Raw genomic sequence first — 22,561 nt, forward strand, 5'->3', positions numbered from 1 at the left:
ATCTCCTAAAACGAGGGGGCGCCGGCCATGGCCGGTCGCCCTATCGGTTGAACCGGGTCAGTTGAATACCTTGATCGAGGGAAGCACATGGCCGGAGCAGTCAAACAGCGCCTGGTTCTCCCGGGCATTGCCCTCTTTCCAGTCGTCGTTGTTGTACTTCATCCCAGCCTTGGTAGCCCAAGTGGCACCAGGGGTTGGCAGCCACGCAGGCTCCCAGTAGAAGACTCCCTTGCCACGCCCGTCCGGTACCGCCACCACGCTCTTGATCAGATCGCGCAGGAAGTCGGCCTGCCCCTGTACGCTGGCCGGGTAACCACCGTCGCTCGCCTCCTTGGCAGTGAAGTTGTTCTCGGCGTTGTCGCAGTTCTCCGTGGTGTAGCCGTAGGCGGCCTCGACCACGATCACATCCTTGCCATAGCGCTTGCTGATGTCATCCATGTTGGCCTTGAGGGCATTGATGGGGCCATTCCAGTAGGTGTAGAAGGAGAGTCCGATGATATCGAAGGGCACCTCGCGCTTGGCGACTTCATCAAACCACCAGACGAAGGTGTCGTTTTTGGTGCCCTCAGCCAGATGCAGCATCACCTTGATATCTTTGCCGTGCTCTTTCACAGCACGTACACCAGCCTTGAGCAGTGTGGCCAGGCGATCAAACTCCCCACCGTTTTGCCCCCAGCTCTTGCCCTCTGGCCATAACATGCCACCATTGATCTCGTTGCCGACCTGCACCATGTCAGGCATCACACCGGCCTTTGCCAGGGCATCCATGCTTTCCTTGGTATGGGCGTAAACGGCATCCGCCAACTGCTCGACTGACATCGTACGCCACGCCTTGGGCTTGTTCTGGCGGCCCGGATCGGTCCAGAAGTCGCTGTAGTGGAAATCGAGCAGGAACTTCATACCAAGGGCCTTGGCACGCTTGGCAAGCGCTATCGTTGCAGCCAGATCGTTGTTACCACCGCCGTAAGGCTTGCCGTCCGCATCCTTGGGGTCTACCCACAGGCGCAGGCGAATGTAGTTAAAGCCGTTCTCCTTGAGGATTGCCATGGCGTCCTGTTGCTTGCCACTGGCATCAAAGAACTTGCCACCAAATTTCTCTACTTCGGCCAGCATGGAGACATCAGCCCCCTTGATGAACTCCTGCGGTACCGCAACTGGTTGCACCACCACATTTTCGGCAGCCACGGCGGGGGCATGCATACCCAACATGCCGGTGGCGAGCAGCGCCGCCATCACCAGCGTCTTCTTGATTTTCATGTCGAACGTCCTGTTTAACGGATTAACCCTTGGTCCCACCTGCGGTAAGACCGGAAACGAAGTACTTCTGCAAGGAGAGGTACAAGATGGCCACCGGCACCGCGATGAGCACAGCTCCCGCCGCATAGGTGGTGTAGCTGGCCCCCATCTTCTGGGCGACCAGGTTGTAGAGACCAATGGGCAAGGTGAACTGATCCGGGGTGCGCAATATGGTGCTGGCCAGGATGAAGTCGCCAAGCGGGCCGGTGAAGGAGAACAGTGCAACCACCGCAATGATGGGCTTGGAGAGCGGCATGATGATCTCGATGAAGATGCGGAAGTTGCCCGCTCCGTCCATACGCGCCGACTCGTCAAGATCCTTGGGGATGGCGTCCAGATAACCCTTCATCAGATAGGTGTTCATCGGGATCATGCCGCCCACATAGACCAGCACCAGCGCCAGGTGGCTGTTGACCAGACCCAGCATCTGGGCCAACACGAAGATGGCGATGAGGGCCGAGAACTGGGGCACCATCTGCAACAACAGGAACAACATCAGGCCATTTTGCCGCCCACGGAAACGAAAGCGCGAGAAGGCATAGGCAGTGAAGCTGACGCTGATGAGGGTCAACACCATGGTCAGGAAACTGATCTTCATCGAGTTCCAGTACCAGGCGGCGTAGTCGATGCGCCCGTCAAACAGCTCCTGGTAATGAATAAAGGAGAAGTTTTCCGGGATGATCGAGGTGTTGAGCAGGCTGCTGCCCGGGTTGAGGGATGCCCCCACCGTCCAGATGAGGGGGTAGATGATGATCACCGCAACCATAGCCAGCAGCAAATAGCTTAGGGTCAGGCGGATGGCATTACTCTTTTTCAGACTGTGTTTGGCACTCATGGCTGGATCTCCTTACACCATGTCGTCTTGCTTGAACGAATTGGTCGCACGGAACTGCCACAGGGCAATGCCGACCACGAAGATGGAGAGCAGAATGGTGATGCTCGCTGCAATCGCATACTGGGATGACGACATGGTCAGCTTGTAGATCCAGGAGACCAGGATGTCGGTGCCGCCGGCATTGGAACCAGCCACCGCAGGTCCCCCGTTGTTGAACAGGTAAATAATGTTGAAGTTGTTGAAGTTGAAGGTGTACTGGGTGATGAGGATCGGAGCGATCGAATACAGCACCAGGGGCAGCGTAATGGTGGTCAGCTTGTGCCATGTGCTGGCACCGTCGATGGTGGCCGCCTCGTAGAGATCATCCGGGATAGCCTGCAACACCCCAGTGGTCATGGCGAAGACGAATGGGAAGCCAAGCCAGGTCTGCATCAGGATGAGGGCCGTCTTGGTCCAGAAGGGATCTGTCATCCATGCCTTGGGGTCGATACCCAGAGAAGCCAGAATACCGTTGTTGATGACGCCAAAGGTCTCGTTGAACATGCCGGCGAACACCAGAATGGTGACAAAACCGGGCACTGCCCACGGCAGGATCAGGATGGTGCGGATGAGCGGCTTGAAGCGCAGATCCTTCTGATTGACCAGGATCGCCAGCAGCACCCCGACCGAGCATTGCAACGTGGTGGCGATCAGCGTCCAGATCACGGTCCACTGCAGCACGTCGAGCAAGGTCGAACGCCACAGATCGAGCTTGAAGATGTTGATGAAGTTCTTCATCCCCACCCAGTCCACCAGCTTGGCCGGCGGCGTGTGGTAGAGATCGTAGTTGGTGAAGGCGATGGAGAAACCAAAGATGATGGGGAACACCACCACGAACACCAGCAGGATGAAGCCCGGGGTGATCATCAGGTACGGAAAACCTTCGCTCAGCAGCAACTGGTATTGCTTGCGCACACTGGTCAGCGCTACGCCACGATCCCGGCGATCGCCGTTAACATAGGCGTCGCGGACGCTCCAGTAATAGATGGCACAACCAAAGATGGCCACCAGTACGCTGATAACCCCCTTGGCCAGGAGGAAGACGGAGTTGTCCCGGGGCAACTCGGTGCCGAGGGTAAACAACCCCCAGAACCCTTGAGATAGAAAATCATGGAATACGCCGAAGAAGCAGGCCATGACGGTGAAAAACAGGGTGCCCTTGACCCATTGCAGGTTATACCACTGACCGAGTCCCGGGATCAGCGAGAGCAGGGCGGCCACCTTGGCATGATGGGTTCTTGTACCGATCTGGGTAAGCGATCCGGAATCGACAACCACAATGTACCTCCTTTCCATTAAGAGCCCGGGCGGCCACGAATGCCGCCCGGCCCGAATTGTGCCTGCGCCCAACTTGTGTTATTGCTGCGCGTGGTTAACTTCGATCTGCATGTTGATGTTCTTGACTGCACCTTCCAGTGCCGCCTTCACATCCTGCTTGCCAGTCACGCCAAGCTGCAGTGCACTGTTGGCAGGGGTCCACACCTCTTGCATCTCGGGCACGCTCGGCATCGGGGTGGCGAAGCCAGCCTGAATGGCCACGGCCCGGGATTTCTCGTCGTCCTTGATGAGCGGATCGTCGATCAGCGCCTTGAGCGGCGGGATCTCGCCGGTCTTCTGGAAGCGGACCTTGGCGTACTCAGGCTGGTTGATGAACTCGATGAACTGCTGCGCCAGCTCTTTCTGCTTGGAATAGGTGGAGATGCTGTACCCCTTCACGCCGAGGAAGGAGCGCATGTGTTCGCCATTGGGCAGTGTCGGCAGCGGGGCGACACCGTAGTTCACACCGGCATCCTTGTAGGGTTGGAACGACCAGGGCCCGGTGATGACGGCAGCGGCCTTCTTCTCGGTGAACAGGGAATCGATGGCGTTGGCGCCGGTCTCACCGACGATACCGGCCGGGAAAAGCCCTTCGCTATAGAAGCGCTTGAGGAAGCTGACCGCGTCGACCGCCCCCTGGTTGGCCAGGCCCACGTCCTTGACGTTGAGCGAACCGTTGGGGTTCTGGCCGAAGATGTAGCCCCCCATGGCGGCCACTACGCCGTAGGAGTAATAGATCTCGTCAAACTTGGCGAGCAGGCCGTATTTGTTCTCCCCACGCAGGGTCTGGGAGGCCTTGACCAGCTCGTCGAAGCTCTCCGGCGCCTTGGGCAGCAGGTCTTTGTTGTAGACCATGACGATGGTCTCGACCGCCTTGGGCAGGCCATAGAGCTTGCCTTCATAAGTCTGGGCATCCACCGCCGGCTTGGTAAAGCCTGCCAGATAGTCGGCACCCGGCTTGATCTCGCTGATGAGCCCCTGCACCACGGCGGTACCCACCTGATCATGGGGCAATACCAACACATCCGGGCCTATGCCGGCCGGGCCATCCAGGCGCAGCTTCTCGATCTGCTGGGCATAGGGGGTTTCGAGGATCTTCACCTTGACGTTGTGCTTGGCTTCGAACGCCTTGACGGCCTCCTCTATGCCGTTTGATTTCTTGATGTCTTCCCACACCAGCAGTTCACCGTCGGCAGCCCGGGCTACCTGCCCCAACCCCACCACGCCAAGAGAAAACAACATTGCAGCGGTCAATTTATTGATTTTCATATGATTTCCTTGTCCCTAACTCAGGTAAAAACAGGCCTTCGCCGACCACGTCGGTTAGGTGGGTGTTACGATGCCATCCAGCCGGTGTAACTTATGACGCTTGTTACCGATTAGTGTGTAAAACAGAGCACAACCACATTGCACACTGTACTGGTCTGGCCTCTATGACGCGCACTCACCGTCACCTAATATCATGATAAATAACTGGTTTAATCCTATACATCAGATCCGGAGCAATTCGCTCTCTCTCTTGTTTCTTGCCACCCACGCCTTTCACTGCGCTTTCATGCGGCAAAAAAGGTAACGATTACACCGAATGGCTCTACGGTAAGCGGTGCTTGCCCAGCCTGCCAGTAGCACGTACCAAGGCTGTGATCTCATGCACAAAAGAAACAGCATTTTGTGCAACCGCTTACACCTGACTGATATAGTCCTCCCAAAGCCACAGAGTGAAACGGTGTGAAACGCCTTCTCCCTCCCAGGGCAAAGAAGCCGCAGCAGGGGTATGGCCACCTCGGAGTTCTGCAGCTAATGCATTCATTATCAAGGAGTTAAAGCTCATGGCGAGTATCAGATTGAACAATGTGGTCAAGCGTTTTGGCAGCAACGTGACCTTGCATAACGTCAACCTGGACGTGGAAGACGGCGAGTTCACCGTCTTCGTCGGCCCTTCCGGTTGTGGCAAGTCCACCCTGCTGCGGATGATCGCCGGCCTGGAAGATATATCGGAAGGCCAGATTGCCATCGATGAGCAGGTGGTCAACGATGTCGCACCGGCTCATCGCGGCGTGGCCATGGTGTTCCAGTCCTATGCCCTCTATCCCCACATGACGGTGGCCGAGAACATGGGCTATGGCCTGCGTGTCAATGGCGTGCCGAAAGAGGAGATAACCCACCAGGTCAGCATGGTGGCCAAGACGCTGCAGCTCTCCCACCTGCTCGATCGCAAGCCCAAGCAACTCTCCGGCGGCCAGCGCCAGCGGGTAGCCATCGGCCGTGCCATCGTGCGCAACCCCAAGGTGTTCCTGTTTGACGAGCCGCTCTCCAACCTCGATGCCGAGCTGCGTGTCGAGATGCGCCTGCACATCGCCAAGCTGCATCAGGAGCTCAAGACCACCATGATCTACGTGACCCACGATCAGGTGGAGGCCATGACCCTGGCCGACAAGATAGTGGTGATGAACTATGGCAAGGTGGAACAGGTCGGCTCGCCGATGGAGCTCTACTACAAACCCTGCAACCGCTTCGTGGCCGGTTTCATCGGCTCACCCAAGATGAACTTCCTGCCGGCCCGCGTACTGGCCTGGAGCCCGGAGCAGATCCGGGTCAAGGTAGCCGGCCAGCAGGAGCTCACCCTGCCCATCCTCACCGAGCGACTCGAGCCGGGCAGCGAGATCTCCCTTGGCCTGCGTCCCGAGCATGTGGTGCCGGGCGCAGAGGGGATCCACCTCGCCTTTACCTGCGAGGTGGTGGAACGTCTTGGCAACAGCACCTACCTGTTCGGTCAGTGCTGCGGCACCGACGGCTTCAAGCTGCTGCTGGCAGGGGATGGGGAGTTTCATCCGTACCAGAAGATGGATGTCTTCTTTGCCCCGCAAAATTGCCTTGTGTTCAATGCCGAAGGGCTCAGGATCAGCCGCTGAACGCGGCTACTGCATGCCCCGATCCATTTTGCCCCCGCCAGTCGGGGGCTTTTTTTATCCCCGGGCGCGGGACACAAAATGAGAGCGGGCTCGCAACCCTGGACAAATCCCGTACAAGGGTGCCGAGAAAGAGTGTAAAAGATTCACAAAACAATGAAAGAGTTACACTAAAAATCAGAATTAGGTTCCCTCCATTATCGCGGCCTTATCTTTTAACAAGATAAAGCACTGATAAGAGATGACTTATCACTTGCACCATCAGGCTGGGTTGACTCAAAACCACATGTAACCGATACCATGAACTTGCGCACTCGTCACCTTTCCATCATCCAGCGCCTGGCGCTGGGCTTTGCCGTCATCCTGTTGCTGCTGCTGCTCTCGGTGGCCCTCTCTCTCTACGCCGGCCAACGGCTGGCCGACCAGGTGGGGCTGCTCGCCAGCCATACCGCGCCGACCCTGGTGCAGAGCCGCGCCGTGACCCGCGATCTCTTCACCCTCGACCGACATCTGGGTAACGCATTGCTGCAGACCGGAGAGGAGGAGCTGGGCGCCGCCCGCGAGCAGATGCAGCAATGGCAGGCCCGTTTCGACCAGGATCTGGCCACCTTGGCTCGACAGATAGCGGGGGAGCCGCAACAGAGTGCGCGCGTCGAGAGCCTGCGCGAGCAACAGGCCGCCTACTGGCAACTGGCCCAGCAACTGGTCGATGACTATGCCCACAACCGCCTCGAACAGAGCAAGCTGGCGGCCGACACCCGCCTTGGCGACACGGCGCGCCAGCTTGCCAGCGCCCTCGATGTGCTGCTCGCCCCTCTGGGCAGCCACCCCGCCGTGCTGCTCAAGAGCCGCCTGCTGGCAAACCTGGAACAACAGGTCAGCGCCACACAGGAGATCCTCAAGCAGCAGGATCCGGCCCCCGTTGCCGCACGTCTGGCTGCCAATGCACGCGCCAGCGAACAGGCGGCGGCACTGCGCCAGGAGCTGGCACGCCAGCTCGCCGGCCAGGAGGATGCCTTCGGCGTGCCCCTGAGCCTGGAACGCGGCACGGGTGCCAGGTTCGATACCCTCGCCACCCTGCTGGCCGGCCCCGAGAGCCTGCCGGCACGCCACCTGGCGCTGGTCGAACAGAGCATCATGTTGCGCAACCAGAGTGTGCAGGCCAGCCGCCTTATCGACAGCCTGCTAGGCGATCTAAGCGAGCTTGACGCCGCGATCGACGCTCAGCTTCGCCACAGCACCGCCGGCAGCGGCGCCATCCTGCTCTGGCTGCGCCTCGGGCTGTGCGCCGGCCTGTTGCTCTCCCTCGGTCTCGGCGCCCTGGTGCTGTGGCACCTGGTTCGCGCCATCCGCCAGCCACTGCACCACATCCTCACCACCCTCAAGGCCCTGAGTCAGGGAGATATGCGCCAACGCGTGCCGCTACTGCGTCACGACGAGTTCGGCCAGCTTGCGACCGGCATCAACGCCCTGGCCGACGAGATGAGCGGCATGCTCGGTCAGATAGTTCAGGCCGCCGATGCCCTCGGCCGCATGGCCGGCCAGAACCAGCACGCCCAGCATCACGCCCAACTTGCCATCGGCGAGCAGCGCAACGAAACCACAGGGGTCTGCAGCGCCATGGAGGAGATGGACTACTCGGTGCGCGAGGTCGCCGGCAGCATAGGCCAGACCGAGCAGACCCTCGGCAACATAGCCGCGGCGGCCCACGCCGCCAGCCTGCGTGGGGCGGCGACCGGTCAACGGCTGCAGCAACTGGCTGACGAGTTGGCGGAGTCGCGCCGCAGCGTGGAGCAGGTGCAGACATTGAGCGTCAGCATCGGTGACATCCTCGCCCTGATCGAGCGCATCACGGAGCAGACCAATCTGCTGGCCCTCAACGCCGCCATCGAGGCGGCCCGCGCCGGCGAACAGGGGCGTGGCTTTGCCGTGGTGGCCGACGAGGTGCGTCAGTTGGCGCACCACACAGCAGACTCCACCACCCGCATCCAGGGGATCATCGACGATCTGCAGCAAAGCACCCGCGGTGCGGTCGCCACCATGCTGCGCTGCCACGACGCCATGGCCCAGAGTCGCACCGACAGCGACGCGGGTTGCGCCACCCTAGCCGAGCTATCCCAGGCGCTGCAGCAGGTGGCCGAGCAGAGCAGCCGTATCGCCAGCGCGACCCTGCAGCAACAGCAGACCAGCGCCGAGATCGCCCGCAACATTACCAACATCGCCCGGATTGCCGACGACAACCAGGGCGCCCTGGCCAAGGTGGCACAGACCAGCGACCAGTTGCAGCAGCTATCGCAGCAGCAACTGTCGCTGACCCGCCGCTTCACCCTGCAGAGCGCCTGATCACACACCACAGAGAGGACCATCCATGTTCAAGAAGACACTGTTGCTGACTACCCTGATCGCCTGCCTCCAGCCCGCGCTGGCCAACGAGGAGGATCCCCTGGCCCGCCCGCTGTTCCTGCGCGGCGAGATGAACAACTGGGAGGCCCCGGCAGACCAGCAACTGGTTACCCAGCAAGGGGACTTGCTGTCGGTCCAGGTGGCCTTGCAGGCCAGTCACGGCGCCTACAAGTTCAAGATTGCCGACGAGAAGTGGAAGGCCGACACCACCTATGGCCAGTTCGACCCCGCCGCCAAGGTCGAGTCGGACAAGCCGGTGGTAGTCAAGGCCGGCTGGCAGTGGAGCGACATGAAGTTCACCCCGCCCAGCGACGGCCAGTATCGCATCACCCTGGATCGCCGCGATCCCCAACACATCCAGGTCACCGTCTCCCCCGCCGGGTGATCCTAGGGCCGCCGCAAGGCGGCCCCAGCCTCCGCCGGGATGGCGCCGCACGGCGACGCCATCCCGGCGCGGGACTGCCTCCCTGTCGCCACCCTACACACATCCAGACAGGAGATAACAACAATGAAGAGACATCTGCTTACCACCCTGCTGCTTGGCGGCGCCCTGCTGTTTCATGGCCAGGGAGAGGCCATGGTCAAGGGAGCTGACGTCAGCTGGCTGACCCAGATGGAGAAAGCCGGGTACAAGTTCTATAACGACGCCGGCCAGCAGCAGGATCTGTTCAAGACCCTGAAAGAGCACGGTATGAACACCATCCGGCTCAGGGTATGGGTCAATCCTGCCGATGGCTGGAACAACATCAGTGACGTCATCGCCAAGGCCAAGCGGGCCAAGGCGGCCGGTTTCGATCTGCTGATTGACTTCCACTACAGCGACAGCTGGGCCGATCCGGGCAAGCAGACCAAGCCGGCGGCCTGGCAGAGCTACACCTTCGAGCAGTTGATGTCGAACGTCTGGTGGCACACCTATAACGCCCTGGTGGCCCTGAAAAATGCCGGCATTACCCCCAAGTGGGTGCAGGTGGGCAACGAGACCAACAATGGCATGCTGTGGGAAGAGGGGCGAGCCTCGGTCAACATGAAGAACTTTGCCTGGCTCATCAACAGCGGCTATGACGCGGTCAAGGCGGTCAACAGCGGCACCAAGGTGATCGTCCATCTGGCCAACTGCGAGAACAACAGCCTCTATCGCTGGATGTTTGACGGGCTGAAGAGCAACGGGGCCAAGTGGGATGTGATAGGCGCCTCCCTCTACCCGACCCAGAGCGGCAACGGTGACTGGTTCACCCTAGACAATCTCTGCTACGACAACCTCTCCGACATGGTGACCCGCTATGGCAAGGAGGTGATGATCGTCGAGGTGGGCATGCCGTGGGATGACCCGAAAAACAGTTACGACACCATTGCCGACCTGCTCAACAAGATGACGTGGATCCCTGACGGCAAGGGACTCGGCGTGCTCTACTGGGAACCACAGAGCTACAAGAACTGGCAGGGCTACAGCCTGGGTCTGATGGACAACAGCGGCAAACCCACCTATGCGCTGGATGCCTTCCTGTTGCAATAAAGATGTAACGTTACACAGAGGCGCGGTGAGTCGTGCGCCTCTTCCATCTGCCGCCTGGACATGACTTAGCCCGTCTCTTCGCCCTTTCTCGCCATCGCTTATCATCCCGCCTCCACCGCTCCGCGCCCTCCGGCACCATCACCAAAACATGGCCACCCTCTCCCCGAGGCAGACTCGCGGACGACACCTTCGTCGCCGGGATTCGCAACGATGGAGCCCCGATGACGACGTCAGCACGACAAGGCGCGCGTTCAATGCAAAATAAAAAAGGGAGCCCAAGCGGGCTCCCTGCGGGGTGACGAGTCGGGATTTACCACCAGGCTTCAGCCTGCACGCCGAAGTTCCAAGTATTATCATCCTCACCGCCGTTGAAGGATTTGCCTTCGCCATCTTTCAGATAGCTGGCAAAAACCCGGATCTCCGGGCGGGCAAACATGCTGGAACCAGCTGACCAAGCTTGAGCCAAGGTATATTTTTGACCACTCGATTTTTCTTCAGAGCCGCTTGTCCAGGTCTTGGTGCTCTCATAAGTACCGGCTTCAACCAGCGTCTTCATGATGTCAGTCCACGCATAACCGCCTCGCGCGACAGCGCTGAACAGTTCGGTGTTGTCATGCCATGCTTCAAGTTTCTCACCCTTACCGTAAGTGAATACATGGTTCACACTGAATTTCTCTCCCATGGGAATGTCACCAGTCAGAATCACACGGTATCCCTTGGCATCATCGGTCAGATGCCAAACATCATACCAACCGCCCCCTTGGGAGATCATGTTCTGGGCCAGCCCTTTATCAGCATATTGCAGCACCAACTTCTCGTAGATGCGGCTATCGGCAAAGTATTGACTCATTTCTGCGGTCAACATGACACCATTTTTGGGATCATAGAGATTACCAGCTTTCTCCTGCTCATCGGTCGGATTGGGCATGGCATAGCTGACACCCGCTTCAGTCCAAGCCCCTTCCCAAGGAGCCCAGCCGGCATAGCGCAGGTCCAGGAAGTTAACGTTGAGGTCATTGTTGACAATCGAGTTATCGATATCGTTACCATCAGACCGGATCCACGCCAGTGAGAAGGCGCCTGGACCTGCCTTGAGGTTCTCAATACCGGCACCGGCTCCCGAGATATTCCAGTATTTGGTATCGATGATGTGAAGGTCGTGACGCTGATAGAAGCGCTTGCCAGCCCACACCACAGCATCGGGCGCAGCGGAAATCAGCCCCTTGGCCTTAACATTGAATTGGCGCAGGGCAAATGTTGCATCGTCCTTGCACTCCTTTTGATCGAAGTTACACACAGTGGTGGTACTTTCATAGTCATTGGAGCCATCGCTCTGCATGCTGAACATGCTGTCTACATAGAAAGTCTTGCCATCCTTGTTGTAAACCTCCTGACCAATACCAATTTCGGTATAGGTATCGCTTTCGTTACCCAAACGACCGACAAAGTTCTGTCGACCGGTTTGCATATCACCGTCTTGGGATACACCTACGCCAGAGCGGAAATAGCCTGTAAAATCAACAGCATTAGCATTCAATGCAGTCATTGACAGAGCGAGGGCAACGGATGTCGTCAGTAGTTTCACTTTCATAGTTATTCCTTTAATCCACTGTTGCATTGTTATCTTGATGAACCGCTTACCAACCCATAGGGAAAGCGCTTTCACTGTCCGATGGAGATTATAGGAATAACTGTGCCATCATTGACATGACAAAACTCACAAAACTGTAATTATTACATAAATACTGCTATAAAAACACTTGATAAAGCCACAAGGCAAACTCAAGCAATTGAAATTAAAGGGGTATTTGATAAAAAATCATGTGTTATCGATTACACTCGTAATGGTAATATCTACACCTGAGAACCATGACTCGACCAGACTCATCGCAGCAGACATGACCTCCTCGTGCAGGGCATAGGAAGGCACCGTGAGACCTTCCCGACCCCACAGGAGTGAGCGACAAAAGAGAGAGGAAGAAGATGAGGCACTAAAAAGGCAAGGCCCCTGACGGGTAACCTTGCCTGATGGCCGATGAATTCAGGTTGCCAAATCGTCGATCAATCGATACTGCGGACTGAATGACGGCGTACCAGAGTCGGGCTGAACATATGTGTCGTCTGGGGCAAGGGCCCACCTTTTGCCAGAGCAATGGCCAGCTCGGCGGCCTGGGTCGCCATGGCGATGATGGGATAACGCACCGTAGTCAGACGAGGGCGCAAGTAGCGGGATATCAGTACATCATCAAACCCCACCAGAGATAGCTCCTGGGGAACCTCGATCCCGTTGTCGCTAAGCACGGACAAAGCTCCTGCCGCCATCGAATCGTTATAACAGACGACCGCCGTCATCTGTTGCCCCCGGCTCAACAACTCAGTCATCGCGGCTTCACCTCCCAGCTCATCCGGACTGCCACGGGAGATCAGGCGCTCATCGACCGGGATATTGTGCTCTTGCAGCGCATCCAGATACCCCTGCATGCGATCCTGAGAGTCAGAGATCAGATGATTTGAACACAGAAACCCTATCTTCTTGTGCCCTTCCTGGATCAGGTGACGAGTTGCAAGCCAGGAACCATAGCGATCGTCCAGCGCCACACAACGGGACTCGAACCCTGGAACGATACGGTTGATTAGCACCATGCCGGGAACATAGCTCATCATCTGGATCAGCTCTTCATCTGGCAGCATTTTGGCATGAACCACCAAGCCAGAGCAGCGATGCCCTATCAACTGCTCTATTACGTGCTTCTCTTTGGCTGCGTCGTGGTAGCCATTTCCGATGAGCAGAAAATTCCCCGTAGCCTGCGCCACCTGCTCAACTGCTTTAACCATGGTGCCAAAGAAGGGGTCAGACACATCGGCAACAATCAACCCCAGCGTTTCGTTGTTCTGATGGGCCAAGGCTCTCGCATTCGCGTTGGGGTGGTAGTTGAGTTCATGCATCGCCTTGAAGACGGCATCGCGTGACGCCTGACTTGCCTTTGGCGAATTATTGATGACACGTGAGACTGTGGCGACGGATACGCCTGACAGGAGTGCTACATCTTTGATGGTTGCCATGAATTAGCTTTTCCGGTGAACGGTATAAATAAAAACCAGTGCTTTATAGGGTCAAGATACTACCGACATTTCCAATACCTGACACGGCTTTCATGTCAAAAGCGGGAGCATTCTATCAATACGAGCGTCTCGCTGTGTAATCCATTTACATACACCCTTATCCATTCTCATGCTCATCGCGGTGAAAAATGTGACAAAAATCACATCAAATGGAGATGCATCTTCCAGGACCTTGTTCACAAGCGCAGAATAAGGGAAAGCGATTACACCAAATAAAACCCAATGAAAACGAGCACCAAGGAGCGATTCATGTTGAAGATACTCGTGACAGGTGGAACTGGTTACATAGGTAGTCATACCTGCTTGCAGCTTATCGCTGCCGGGATGACCCCCATCTTGTTGGACAATCTGGTTAACAGCAAAGAGAGCGTCCTCGAACGTATCCACAGCCTCAGCGGACTGCGCCCCCAGCACTATCACGGTGATGTGCGGGATGCCGACCTGCTGGATCGTGTGTTTGCAGACCAGCAGATAGATGCCGTGATCCATTTCGCAGGCCTCAAGGCCGTAGGGGAATCGGTACAAAAGCCTCTCGAGTACTATGACAACAATGTCAGCGGCACCCTGGTGTTGCTGCAGGCAATGCGACGCGCCGGGGTCAAGACCCTGCTGTTCAGCTCATCTGCCACCGTCTATGGCGAGCCGGAGATCATGCCCATCACCGAGGAGTCGCCCACCTTTCACGCCACCAACCCTTATGGTCAAAGCAAGCTGATGGTGGAGCGCCTCATCAAGGACTTTGCACACTCAGCCCCCGACTGGTCATTGACCCTGTTGCGCTATTTCAATCCGGTGGGCGCCCATCCCAGCGGCCTGATGGGCGAGGATCCCCAGGGCATTCCCAATAACCTGATGCCCTATATTGCCCAGGTGGCAGTGGGCCGCCGTGCCAAACTCGCCATCTTTGGTGATGACTACCCGACACCAGATGGTACCGGTGTGCGGGATTACATTCATGTCATGGATCTAGCCGATGGCCACGTCGCAGCCTTGAAACATGCGCTTGGGCAAGCTGGCGTCCATGTGTACAACCTGGGCACTGGGCATGGCTACAGTGTCCTGGACATTCATGCCGCCTTCTCCAAGGCCTGTGGCCGCGAACTGCCTTATGAGATCGTGCCGCGCCGCGCTGGGGACATAGCACAGTGTTGGGCAGATCCAACACGAGCCTATAACGAGCTGGGGTGGAAGGCTTATCGCACGCTTGATGAGATGACGGCTGATACCTGGCGCTGGCAATCCCAAAATCCAAACGGTTACCCCCTTCCATGAATATACAGAACGAGACAGACCTTACTATGCAATTCGAACCGACCGACCACCCTCACCGTCGTTACAACCCATTGATCCAACAGTGGGTTCTCGTTTCTCCCCACAGGGCGAAACGCCCTTGGCAGGGCCAGCAGGATGAACCCGATCGTACCCAGCGCTCCCCTCACGATCCGGATTGTTTCCTCTGCGCCGGCAATACTCGCGTCACTGGTGACAAAAATCCGGATTATCCGTCGACCTTCGTTTTTACCAACGACTTTGCGGCACTGATGGTTGATACACCTATGGCCCCAACCAGCGAGGACCCCCTCTTCCAGCTAGAGAGTGCACGCGGCACCAGCAGGGTAATCTGCTTCTCACCGGATCACAGCAAGACCTTGCCCGAGTTGTCTATCCCCTCCCTCACTGCCGTGGTCAACACCTGGTGTGAACAAACTGCAGAGCTGGGGCGCGAATACCGCTGGATCCAAGTATTCGAAAACAAGGGCACCATGATGGGGTGCTCCAATCCCCATCCCCATGGGCAGATATGGGCCAACGACTTCTTGCCCAACGAAGCCGCGCGGGAAGATGTCGCCCAACGGGAGTATTTTGCCAAACATGGTCGAGCCATGTTGCTCGATTATGCGGAACGCGAGCAGGCTGACGGCAGCCGCACCGTAGTGGAAACGGAACACTGGCTGGCAGTAGTGCCTTATTGGGCTGCCTGGCCCTTCGAAACCCTGTTGCTTCCCAAGTTTGCGGTAACACGTCTACCGACACTGACACCGCAACAGCGTGCAGACCTCGCACTGGCGCTCAAAAAACTAACCAGCCGCTATGACAACCTGTTTCAGTGCTCCTTCCCCTATTCGATGGGATGGCATGGTGCGCCATTCAATGGCGAAGAGAATGATCACTGGCAGTTGCATGCCCACTTCTACCCGCCCCTGCTGCGCTCTGCGAGCGTACGCAAGTTTATGGTGGGCTATGAAATGCTGGCAGAAACACAACGTGACCTGACGACAGAACAGGCGGCCGAACGCCTGCGTTCCGTCAGCGATATCCATTTTCGTGAACAGGTTTGAGGTTGAGATATGAGTATTGAATCGCCACACAGCGTGACTGAACATACCTTTTACACTCAGTATGGTTATCGCCCGACCCTCGCCATTCAGGCACCTGGGCGTGTTAACCTCATTGGGGAACACACGGACTATAACGATGGCTTCGTGCTACCCTGCGCCATCGATTATCAGACCGTGATCAGTGCTGCCCCCCGCCAAGATAGTCTGATCAGGGTTATCGCTGCCGACTATCACAACCAACTGGATGAATTTGACTTACGCCACCCCATAGAGGCGCGCCCGGAATACCTGTGGGCCAACTATGTGCGAGGCGTCGTCAAATATTTGCTATTGCGAGGCTGTCAACTGACAGGGGCAGACCTGGTAATCAGTGGCAATGTACCTCAGGGAGCAGGCCTGAGCTCTTCCGCCTCTCTGGAGGTGGCAGTAGGACAGATCTTCAAAGAGATGAATCACCTCGACATCAGCCAAGCAGATATCGCCCTGAATGGACAACTGGCGGAAAACAGGTTCGTCGGTTGCAACTGCGGCATCATGGATCAGTTCATCTCGGCTCTGGGTCAGCAAGATCATGCTCTGCTGATCGATTGCCGCAGTCTGGATACCTGTCCTGTGAGCATGCCAGCCGACATTGATGTGGTCATTATCAACTCGAACGTACGTCGGGGCCTGGTGGATAGCGAATACAATACCCGCAGGGCACAGTGTGAAGAGGCCGCACGGCATTTTGGGGTCAAGGCACTGCGCGATCTGACGATGACCCAGTTCACCGAGCGAGCCAACGAACTGGATCCTGTCGTCGCGAGCCGTGCACGCCACGTCATCTCCGAGAATGAACGAACGCTGGCAGCAGCCGATGCGCTTGCGAATGAAGACATGGTCATGATGGCCGAATTAATGGCGCGGTCCCATGCCTCGATGCGTGATGATTTTGCCATCACAGTGCCTGCTATCGACGCCTTGGTCGACATGATCAAAGAGATCATCGGCAGTCGTGGTGGTGTGAGGATGACTGGTGGCGGGTTTGGTGGCTGTGTGGTTGCATTGGTTCCACAGTCACTGACAGCAGCAGTGTGCGAACAGGTTAATATTCGTTATCCCCAAGTGAGCGGTCTGGCCCCGAGCATCTATATCTGTAAGCCCTCCGCCGGAGCCGGCCCACTCTGATATGTTCGCTGACACCTCAATATTGTAGTGGTCACGTATTTCCAGACTGGTCATGGTATAGCCGCCCTGCTAGACGGTGAACGCTCGACTTAGTTGAGTTAAACAACGCTCTCTGTGAGCAGCTGTGGTTAACATGTAGATAATACAATTGAACCAAACTTCAGACATGTGTTATCGCAATGAGCCTAACTCAGGGACTGCTTCGGCAGTCCCCTTTTCCTTTGCTGTAAATGTTCGTTGCATTCAACAATCCTCCGCAACTGCATGTTTTCACATGGTCGTGACACACCCGATTGAATCCCATCCTCCTTTAAGATGTTGCGCTCTCCTCGGTTAATTGACGCAGATCGGTTTTCAAGCAGTGTATCTCGGCTTGCAAGGCAGACTCTTCGTGTTGCTGCTCTGCAGGCTTGCCGTACGGCTTGAGCTAGGCATACAGAATGTGGCTGGATACCCCAAGGGCTCGTGCAACGTCAGCCACAGGCATCTCACGCTCAGTAACTTGTTTAACAGCTTCGATTTTGAAAGTTTCTGGATAACGCTGACGGACCATGGCACCTCCAATGCTGGCCTCATTTTAAGGCAGTTAGGTCTCTAGGGAACTAGGGGCAATTCACACCGACCAAACCCCTTTATATGGCAGCGGATGAGCCTCGTTCTCAGCCAGCCAAGTCAATAGCTGTCCCATCAGACGAGGGACCTGGTTCGCAGGGGGAGCCATATGCACTAACTGCTCGCCTCGATAAATACCTACGCCAGTGACCCGCATCATCACAGAGTCCACGCATCAGTAGTCCGTGAGCACCAAGTAAATCTTCCGCTGAAGCTGGATCCCTATTAGGCATTGCCTCATAGGCCGCAAACGCATTACGGACCTCTTGGATTTCCCGTGGAAGCCCAAGTACCGTCTTCCCCTCAATCACTGCCGTCACCTGCTCAACACTCAGAGTATTGTGCTCAGTAGCTAGCGAAGCTTGGATGGTGCGGATCCGGTTCTCTCGACGCAACATAAGAACCTGAGAGCTCTGAGCAAACCGCTACAGCCGCAGCAACTCAGCGATATCCGCCACTCGACTCAACATGGCATGGGTCATGGGTGAAGGAAGGGGAATAGGCTGCCATGGGTTACTCCAACTGATGCGATAACAAATGAGGGATTAGCTTAACAGATCCGGGAGTAGAAACTCCCGAATTGAATTTGAATGTCCAAGCATCCCCACTAGGGCCAGTGAATTAAGAGTGAACATTACCTTATCCGTTCACTATGCCCGAAATTACGCTCACCTCGTACTTTCGAACGCAATTTAAATAAATACCCGATCCTCACCAAGAAGTTATAAAAATTCTCATTCTGCAGATCTGCATCTCTGCGATCAAATCGATACTCTGCGTCAGGAGGGAAATGCACCAAAGACGCATAATCAGGGTATGCAAGCCTCAATGCTCTGCACCAAGCTTTACGAATACGCGTAGCCATGTTATCCGCATCAAAATTAGCGTAGCCACCAAGATAACCGTAATCATCTCGGTTAAATAGTAGCACCACGTGATAATGAGGGTACTGGCTTGTTACTTGCTCCTTTACCCAGATATAACCCAAGAAGAATCGTTTACCAGTCTTACCCTTACGGTGACGTAACGCATGTATCTGGCTTTTTAGTGAAGCAATAAATCGCGTAATAACCTTTTCCTCTTCTACCTCCGGTGGAAAGCTTGTCGGCATGTCCGGATCATCCATAACTGGTATATGAGGGAAACGCATATCAACGCGTACAGCAAACACTCTCGGATGTTTATTCAAAAAGCTGGCGATCACCTCCACGGATGTTTTCAACTGCTCAAAGGATATTTCACCATACTTGGCCTCAGCCACAACTCGCAAATTGTCTAGCTCGTTGCCTATTAAACAATACCCGCCATTTGATTTCATATACGGCCCTATGATTTACATGGAATACCCATGCCAGTTGGTTAGATGCTCAGGTAACAGCACTCATCGTCATTAATGAGGGCCGCTGCGTAAAACTTTACGGTCAACTGATACCCTGCTCTCTTATCAAACCAGTAGGTTGATATACCAACCTGCGTTTAGCACTCTGTGCTTTGCATATGCTGCGCTATGCCGATGTATACGGCTAATGGCTTGTATCTGACGTACAAGCCCGATGTGTATCTGATTGGTATACACTTCGTGTGTATATCACATATGCTCGTTGGTATACCCTGTGATACACTTTGGTGGTGTATCACTCTCATCTTCGATATATCTCCTACACCCTCTACCTTGGTATACACCTTGGTGTATATATTACTATTACCGAACTTAGCGACCTCCTAAATCACCGGGGAACACGTGATTATTTTAAATAAACCTCCACTAATACTGGTTGTTAAGGCAAGAAAGTTACTCTGAAGTTAGATTCAACGTACAAGCAACTACTCCATGCAATGAAATTAACCAGCAAAAAGTTGTCGACCAACAGTTACCGCCCCTAAACAGATAAAATTAAACCACCAAGCTAAAAAGGCTCCCCAAAGGGGAGCCAAGTAAATTGTTAGTTGTTAGCCTTCTCGCTCCATTATCAATTTGCGAATCCAGTCCTCTATTTCTGATTTTTCCCATGCCACCGTCTTGGGCGATGTTTTGAGTTGTGAAGGGAACTTTCCAGCCTTGATTAGCCGGTAGATTGTAGGGCGAGACAGCTTAGTCATTGCTATTAATTCATTTATTTTAATGAGACCCATCTTACACTCCTTAGATTTTTTCATACCTAAGGTTCGTTGCGTTCATTTTTACATAGCCCAGACGCCATCATCACACTCTGATCTATTACCCCAATATTTATACTCACTGATCCACAGCCAATACCAAATCATCAACAACTCACCGATGCTACTATAGGTATTCACATACCAGCTCTCTGTAAAACCAGTGATGAGAAACCTCACACCAACCACGAGACACAACGCAATCGCCCATAAAAGCTAATAAAAATCAATGAAAAGCCATGGCTTCCATGGGTTTTTAGCTCACATAAAAACACTATAAACAGACTACAAAAATTCAATAAAAACCCTAAAAAAACACTTGACCGACACTAGGAAAACCCTAGTATAAAAATTAAATAACTTTTAAATGGAATTAGTTAATATGACGCCAGCCAATTATGAATTACCAAAAACAAGTGATTCAAAATACCCGTGGAAGGATAAATTCAATAGACTTAAAGCTACAGAGGAAATGATAAGATTTGCAGGATATATTCTGCATCAACTACAAGTTGATACCATCAATATTGATTCCGACTCAATTTTATTAACTTTTAATGACTATTTAAAAACCAACCCCGATTATGTTGTCGCAAACTATATTCGAAAAATAGATAACTCCATACAGCTAGAGAATATCGATACCATCGCAGAATTTCTATTCAAACAGTTTAGTAGAAACTGTCTAGAAATAGAACACTTTTGCTGGATACAGGAAGCGAACCAAAGAGTGTGTAATTTTGCATTTGCCATAACTAATAATTGGGGTTATTTTTTTGACAAAGATAGTGACCTTTACAAGAAGCCTATCCAAAACTTTAGTCAGCCAGGGCCAAATTATTTTAGAAACAATTCATTTGAAGACGCAATATCATTCAGCCACATGCGTTTTACCAATACACCCCCCAGAGCCAAAACTCCTCGTCAAAAAAAAGAAAGGATAATAGAGTATTTTGATCACTTAGATGATGAAATAGCTATAAAGGCCAAGCACCTTCAGCTTATTGAATTGTTTTGGAATAAAATAGTTAAAAGCCAAAAACCTAAAAGCTGGTCAAACTTTGAAAAATTAAAAAATGAAGATTTGTTATGGATAAAAAACCAGATAGATCAAGATGAGCTTTTTTTAAAAATAATTGACGGTAATAGTAACAAAGATGTTTTCGAGACCATTAAAACCTACTTTGACTTACTATTCGTATTTAAAGAAAGTGACTGCATAGTCAAAGTTGATAGAATCAAAAAATCCCTAACTCAAAAAAATTACAGAAAAAGCAATCCAGACAGCAAGCAATATAATTTCATCATGAGTGTAGACATTGAAGGTAAATTAAAAGAAATTACAAAGTCGAAGGGACTAAAAAGAAATGAAGTCATAGAAAAACTAATCAACGATGCGTACTGCAACATCAATCCTGATGGGTAGTTTCATCAATATTTAAGCTAGCTATAAAAATCACATGTTACATGGGGGCACTTACGCCCCCACAAATAAATATATTTGACCGATGAGAATTTTCTATATCGCAATTAACCTTTCTAAATGATCCGCCCACTTTTGCAACCACTCTTTGCACTCATCATTGTATCTGTGTAGGTTGTATGTTCCTTCTATGCCTTTCGGGGCATGACCTAGTATTGCCTCTGCAATATCACTGGGGCATTTCAGCTTTGCAAGCCCCGTTCTAACGGTACGCCTAAGGTCATGTGGTGTCCAAGAAGGTATATCAATCATTACATTGTCTTTGCGCAGTCGCCATGCTGTTTCAGTTAACAATTTTTGAGGTATCGGTTTTTTAGTCAAAATAGATGGGAATAAACAATCACCTGTGATTAATTTCAGTGAATGAAGAAATTCGATAGCTTGTCTTGGCAACTGAACATATCGCTCGGTATCAGTTTTTGTTTCTTTTAAATGGAATGTACCATTACTTAGATCAATATCTCGCCAATAAGCACCACATATTTCTCCGGTACGGCATCCTGTCCATAGCGTCATTCTGAGCACGTTTTTCTGTGGAATAGTAAAACCAGAACTTGGTAACCAGAGAAGAAATTTTTTTAGCTCTTCATCACTAAGAATTCGAGTTCCTTTTTGACATGTTAAACGCACTTTCGCTAATTTTAATCTTTTCTTTGCGTTTGTAACTGGGTTTACAAAGTGCTCATCCAGTTTACCCGTTCCAATTGCATAATCGAAAGCAGCTGATAGCTCACGCAGAACACTACCAGCTTGAACATTCGCTCCCCGCGCAACAATCTCCATGATCAAAGCCACGATATCGTTAGCTAGCACCTCCGTGGCTAAACTCTCTCCGAATACACGCACAGGATCGTTATAGAGAGTCCTTCGTGTTTCTGCTTGCCCTTTGGGTTTACGGGCTCCAGGTAAAATCCCTCCTTCCTTGGCGTGCCGATCTTCGATGTGCTCAGTCAGGTAAAGCTCGATCATGTCAGTGATGGTAAACGGTGCAACGACTTCAGGTTCCTGCTCGAGCTTGACTTTAACTGCGCTCAGCTCTGTAGCCGGACAGACACCTTGATGCCTCATGAGCTTCAATTCCTTGAACTTGGTCCTTGCCTCCTCCAATGACATGGCAGGAAAGACACCTAAGGTGACTTGCTTTTGTTTACGCGGATTCAAAGGGTCATTGTAGCGGTAGTAAAAGCTTTTCTTTCCCGTTTTCCCGCACGCTACTCGCAATCCTCGGTAATCACCGATGTCGACTTTATCTTTGTCTCCTGGCTTCATCGACTCAATTGCCTTGTAAGAAAGCGGTTTGCTATTCTGGGGCGCAGCCATCACTTACATCCTTTCATATCGTTTTTTATGAGAGAAAAGCGTAGGTTT

At 53.6% G+C, this 22,561-nt stretch carries 17 protein-coding genes and 1 pseudogene; 8 read left to right on the top strand and 10 right to left on the bottom strand.

Annotation, left to right across the window (positions count from 1 at the left end; translation table 11 throughout):
• Positions 1-57: 57 nt before the first annotated feature.
• The 4 genes from G5179_RS02005 to G5179_RS02020 form a co-directional block, all read right to left on the bottom strand.
• Positions 58-1,257: a glycoside hydrolase family 53 protein gene (locus G5179_RS02005; RefSeq protein ID WP_421257777.1), complete on the bottom strand. Its 1,200-nt coding sequence runs from the start codon at positions 1,255-1,257 to the stop codon at positions 58-60.
• A gap of 22 nt (positions 1,258-1,279) precedes the next feature.
• Positions 1,280-2,131 (bottom strand): sugar ABC transporter permease, encoded by an 852-nt coding sequence (locus tag G5179_RS02010; protein ID WP_041212959.1) that lies wholly within the window; start codon positions 2,129-2,131, stop codon positions 1,280-1,282.
• 12 nt (positions 2,132-2,143) lie between these two features.
• The gene (locus G5179_RS02015; RefSeq protein ID WP_421257778.1) at positions 2,144-3,448 is read right to left on the bottom strand and encodes a carbohydrate ABC transporter permease; all 1,305 of its coding nucleotides are present in this window, start codon (positions 3,446-3,448) and stop codon (positions 2,144-2,146) included.
• Between the two features lie 78 nt (positions 3,449-3,526).
• Positions 3,527-4,756 (bottom strand): extracellular solute-binding protein, encoded by a 1,230-nt coding sequence (locus G5179_RS02020; protein WP_421257779.1) that lies wholly within the window; start codon positions 4,754-4,756, stop codon positions 3,527-3,529.
• Positions 4,757-5,316: 560 nt separating this feature from the next.
• Between G5179_RS02020 and G5179_RS02025 the strand changes: the two genes are divergently transcribed.
• The 4 genes from G5179_RS02025 to G5179_RS02040 all read left to right on the top strand — a co-directional run bounded on the left by G5179_RS02025 (position 5,317) and on the right by G5179_RS02040 (position 10,312).
• Positions 5,317-6,399, top strand: coding sequence for an ABC transporter ATP-binding protein (locus tag G5179_RS02025; protein ID WP_100654389.1), 1,083 nt, complete (start codon positions 5,317-5,319; stop codon positions 6,397-6,399).
• A gap of 297 nt (positions 6,400-6,696) precedes the next feature.
• Positions 6,697-8,739: a methyl-accepting chemotaxis protein gene (locus tag G5179_RS02030; RefSeq protein WP_041215314.1), complete on the top strand. Its 2,043-nt coding sequence runs from the start codon at positions 6,697-6,699 to the stop codon at positions 8,737-8,739.
• A gap of 25 nt (positions 8,740-8,764) precedes the next feature.
• On the top strand, positions 8,765-9,184 hold the full coding sequence (locus G5179_RS02035; protein WP_041212954.1) for a hypothetical protein: 420 nt from the start codon (positions 8,765-8,767) through the stop codon (positions 9,182-9,184).
• Between the two features lie 123 nt (positions 9,185-9,307).
• Positions 9,308-10,312, top strand: coding sequence for a glycoside hydrolase family 53 protein (locus G5179_RS02040; protein WP_231720618.1), 1,005 nt, complete (start codon positions 9,308-9,310; stop codon positions 10,310-10,312).
• Positions 10,313-10,622: 310 nt separating this feature from the next.
• On the opposite strand, the gene G5179_RS02045 is transcribed toward G5179_RS02040, so the two are convergent.
• Both G5179_RS02045 and galR read right to left on the bottom strand, forming a co-directional pair.
• On the bottom strand, positions 10,623-11,909 hold the full coding sequence (locus G5179_RS02045) for a maltoporin (protein WP_100654853.1): 1,287 nt from the start codon (positions 11,907-11,909) through the stop codon (positions 10,623-10,625).
• A gap of 464 nt (positions 11,910-12,373) precedes the next feature.
• Positions 12,374-13,375, bottom strand: a complete 1,002-nt coding sequence (galR, locus tag G5179_RS02050) for an HTH-type transcriptional regulator GalR (protein WP_231720619.1) — start codon at positions 13,373-13,375, stop codon at positions 12,374-12,376.
• Between the two features lie 312 nt (positions 13,376-13,687).
• On the opposite strand from galR, the gene galE reads away from it, so the two are divergent.
• The 3 genes from galE to galK are packed head-to-tail and all read left to right on the top strand — an operon-like array spanning position 13,688 to position 16,941.
• The gene (gene galE, locus G5179_RS02055) at positions 13,688-14,707 is read left to right on the top strand and encodes a UDP-glucose 4-epimerase GalE (RefSeq protein WP_041215920.1); all 1,020 of its coding nucleotides are present in this window, start codon (positions 13,688-13,690) and stop codon (positions 14,705-14,707) included.
• Between the two features lie 26 nt (positions 14,708-14,733).
• Positions 14,734-15,774: a galactose-1-phosphate uridylyltransferase gene (galT, locus tag G5179_RS02060; protein ID WP_421257780.1), complete on the top strand. Its 1,041-nt coding sequence runs from the start codon at positions 14,734-14,736 to the stop codon at positions 15,772-15,774.
• A gap of 9 nt (positions 15,775-15,783) precedes the next feature.
• A complete protein-coding gene (galK, locus tag G5179_RS02065; RefSeq protein ID WP_231720620.1) occupies positions 15,784-16,941 on the top strand; it encodes a galactokinase in 1,158 nt (385 codons plus the stop codon).
• A 308-nt stretch (positions 16,942-17,249) separates the two neighbouring features.
• Here galK and G5179_RS02070 read toward each other — a convergent pair.
• The 3 genes and pseudogenes from G5179_RS02070 to G5179_RS02080 form a co-directional block, all read right to left on the bottom strand.
• Positions 17,250-17,494: pseudogene (locus tag G5179_RS02070) on the bottom strand (transposase); the annotation flags it as partial.
• Between the two features lie 693 nt (positions 17,495-18,187).
• On the bottom strand, positions 18,188-18,871 hold the full coding sequence (locus tag G5179_RS02075) for an inovirus Gp2 family protein (RefSeq protein WP_231720621.1): 684 nt from the start codon (positions 18,869-18,871) through the stop codon (positions 18,188-18,190).
• Between the two features lie 632 nt (positions 18,872-19,503).
• Positions 19,504-19,686, bottom strand: a complete 183-nt coding sequence (locus G5179_RS02080) for a helix-turn-helix transcriptional regulator (protein WP_162517042.1) — start codon at positions 19,684-19,686, stop codon at positions 19,504-19,506.
• A gap of 406 nt (positions 19,687-20,092) precedes the next feature.
• Between G5179_RS02080 and G5179_RS02085 the strand changes: the two genes are divergently transcribed.
• Positions 20,093-21,136: a hypothetical protein gene (locus tag G5179_RS02085; protein WP_231720622.1), complete on the top strand. Its 1,044-nt coding sequence runs from the start codon at positions 20,093-20,095 to the stop codon at positions 21,134-21,136.
• Positions 21,137-21,229: 93 nt separating this feature from the next.
• Here the strand turns inward: G5179_RS02085 and G5179_RS02090 are convergent, their stop codons facing one another.
• On the bottom strand, positions 21,230-22,513 hold the full coding sequence (locus G5179_RS02090; RefSeq protein ID WP_231720623.1) for a tyrosine-type recombinase/integrase: 1,284 nt from the start codon (positions 22,511-22,513) through the stop codon (positions 21,230-21,232).
• Positions 22,514-22,561 lie beyond the last annotated feature (48 nt).

This window comes from Aeromonas sp. 600886 (genome assembly GCF_049174935.1).
In the GTDB taxonomy this organism is placed as follows: domain Bacteria; phylum Pseudomonadota; class Gammaproteobacteria; order Enterobacterales; family Aeromonadaceae; genus Aeromonas; species Aeromonas veronii_A.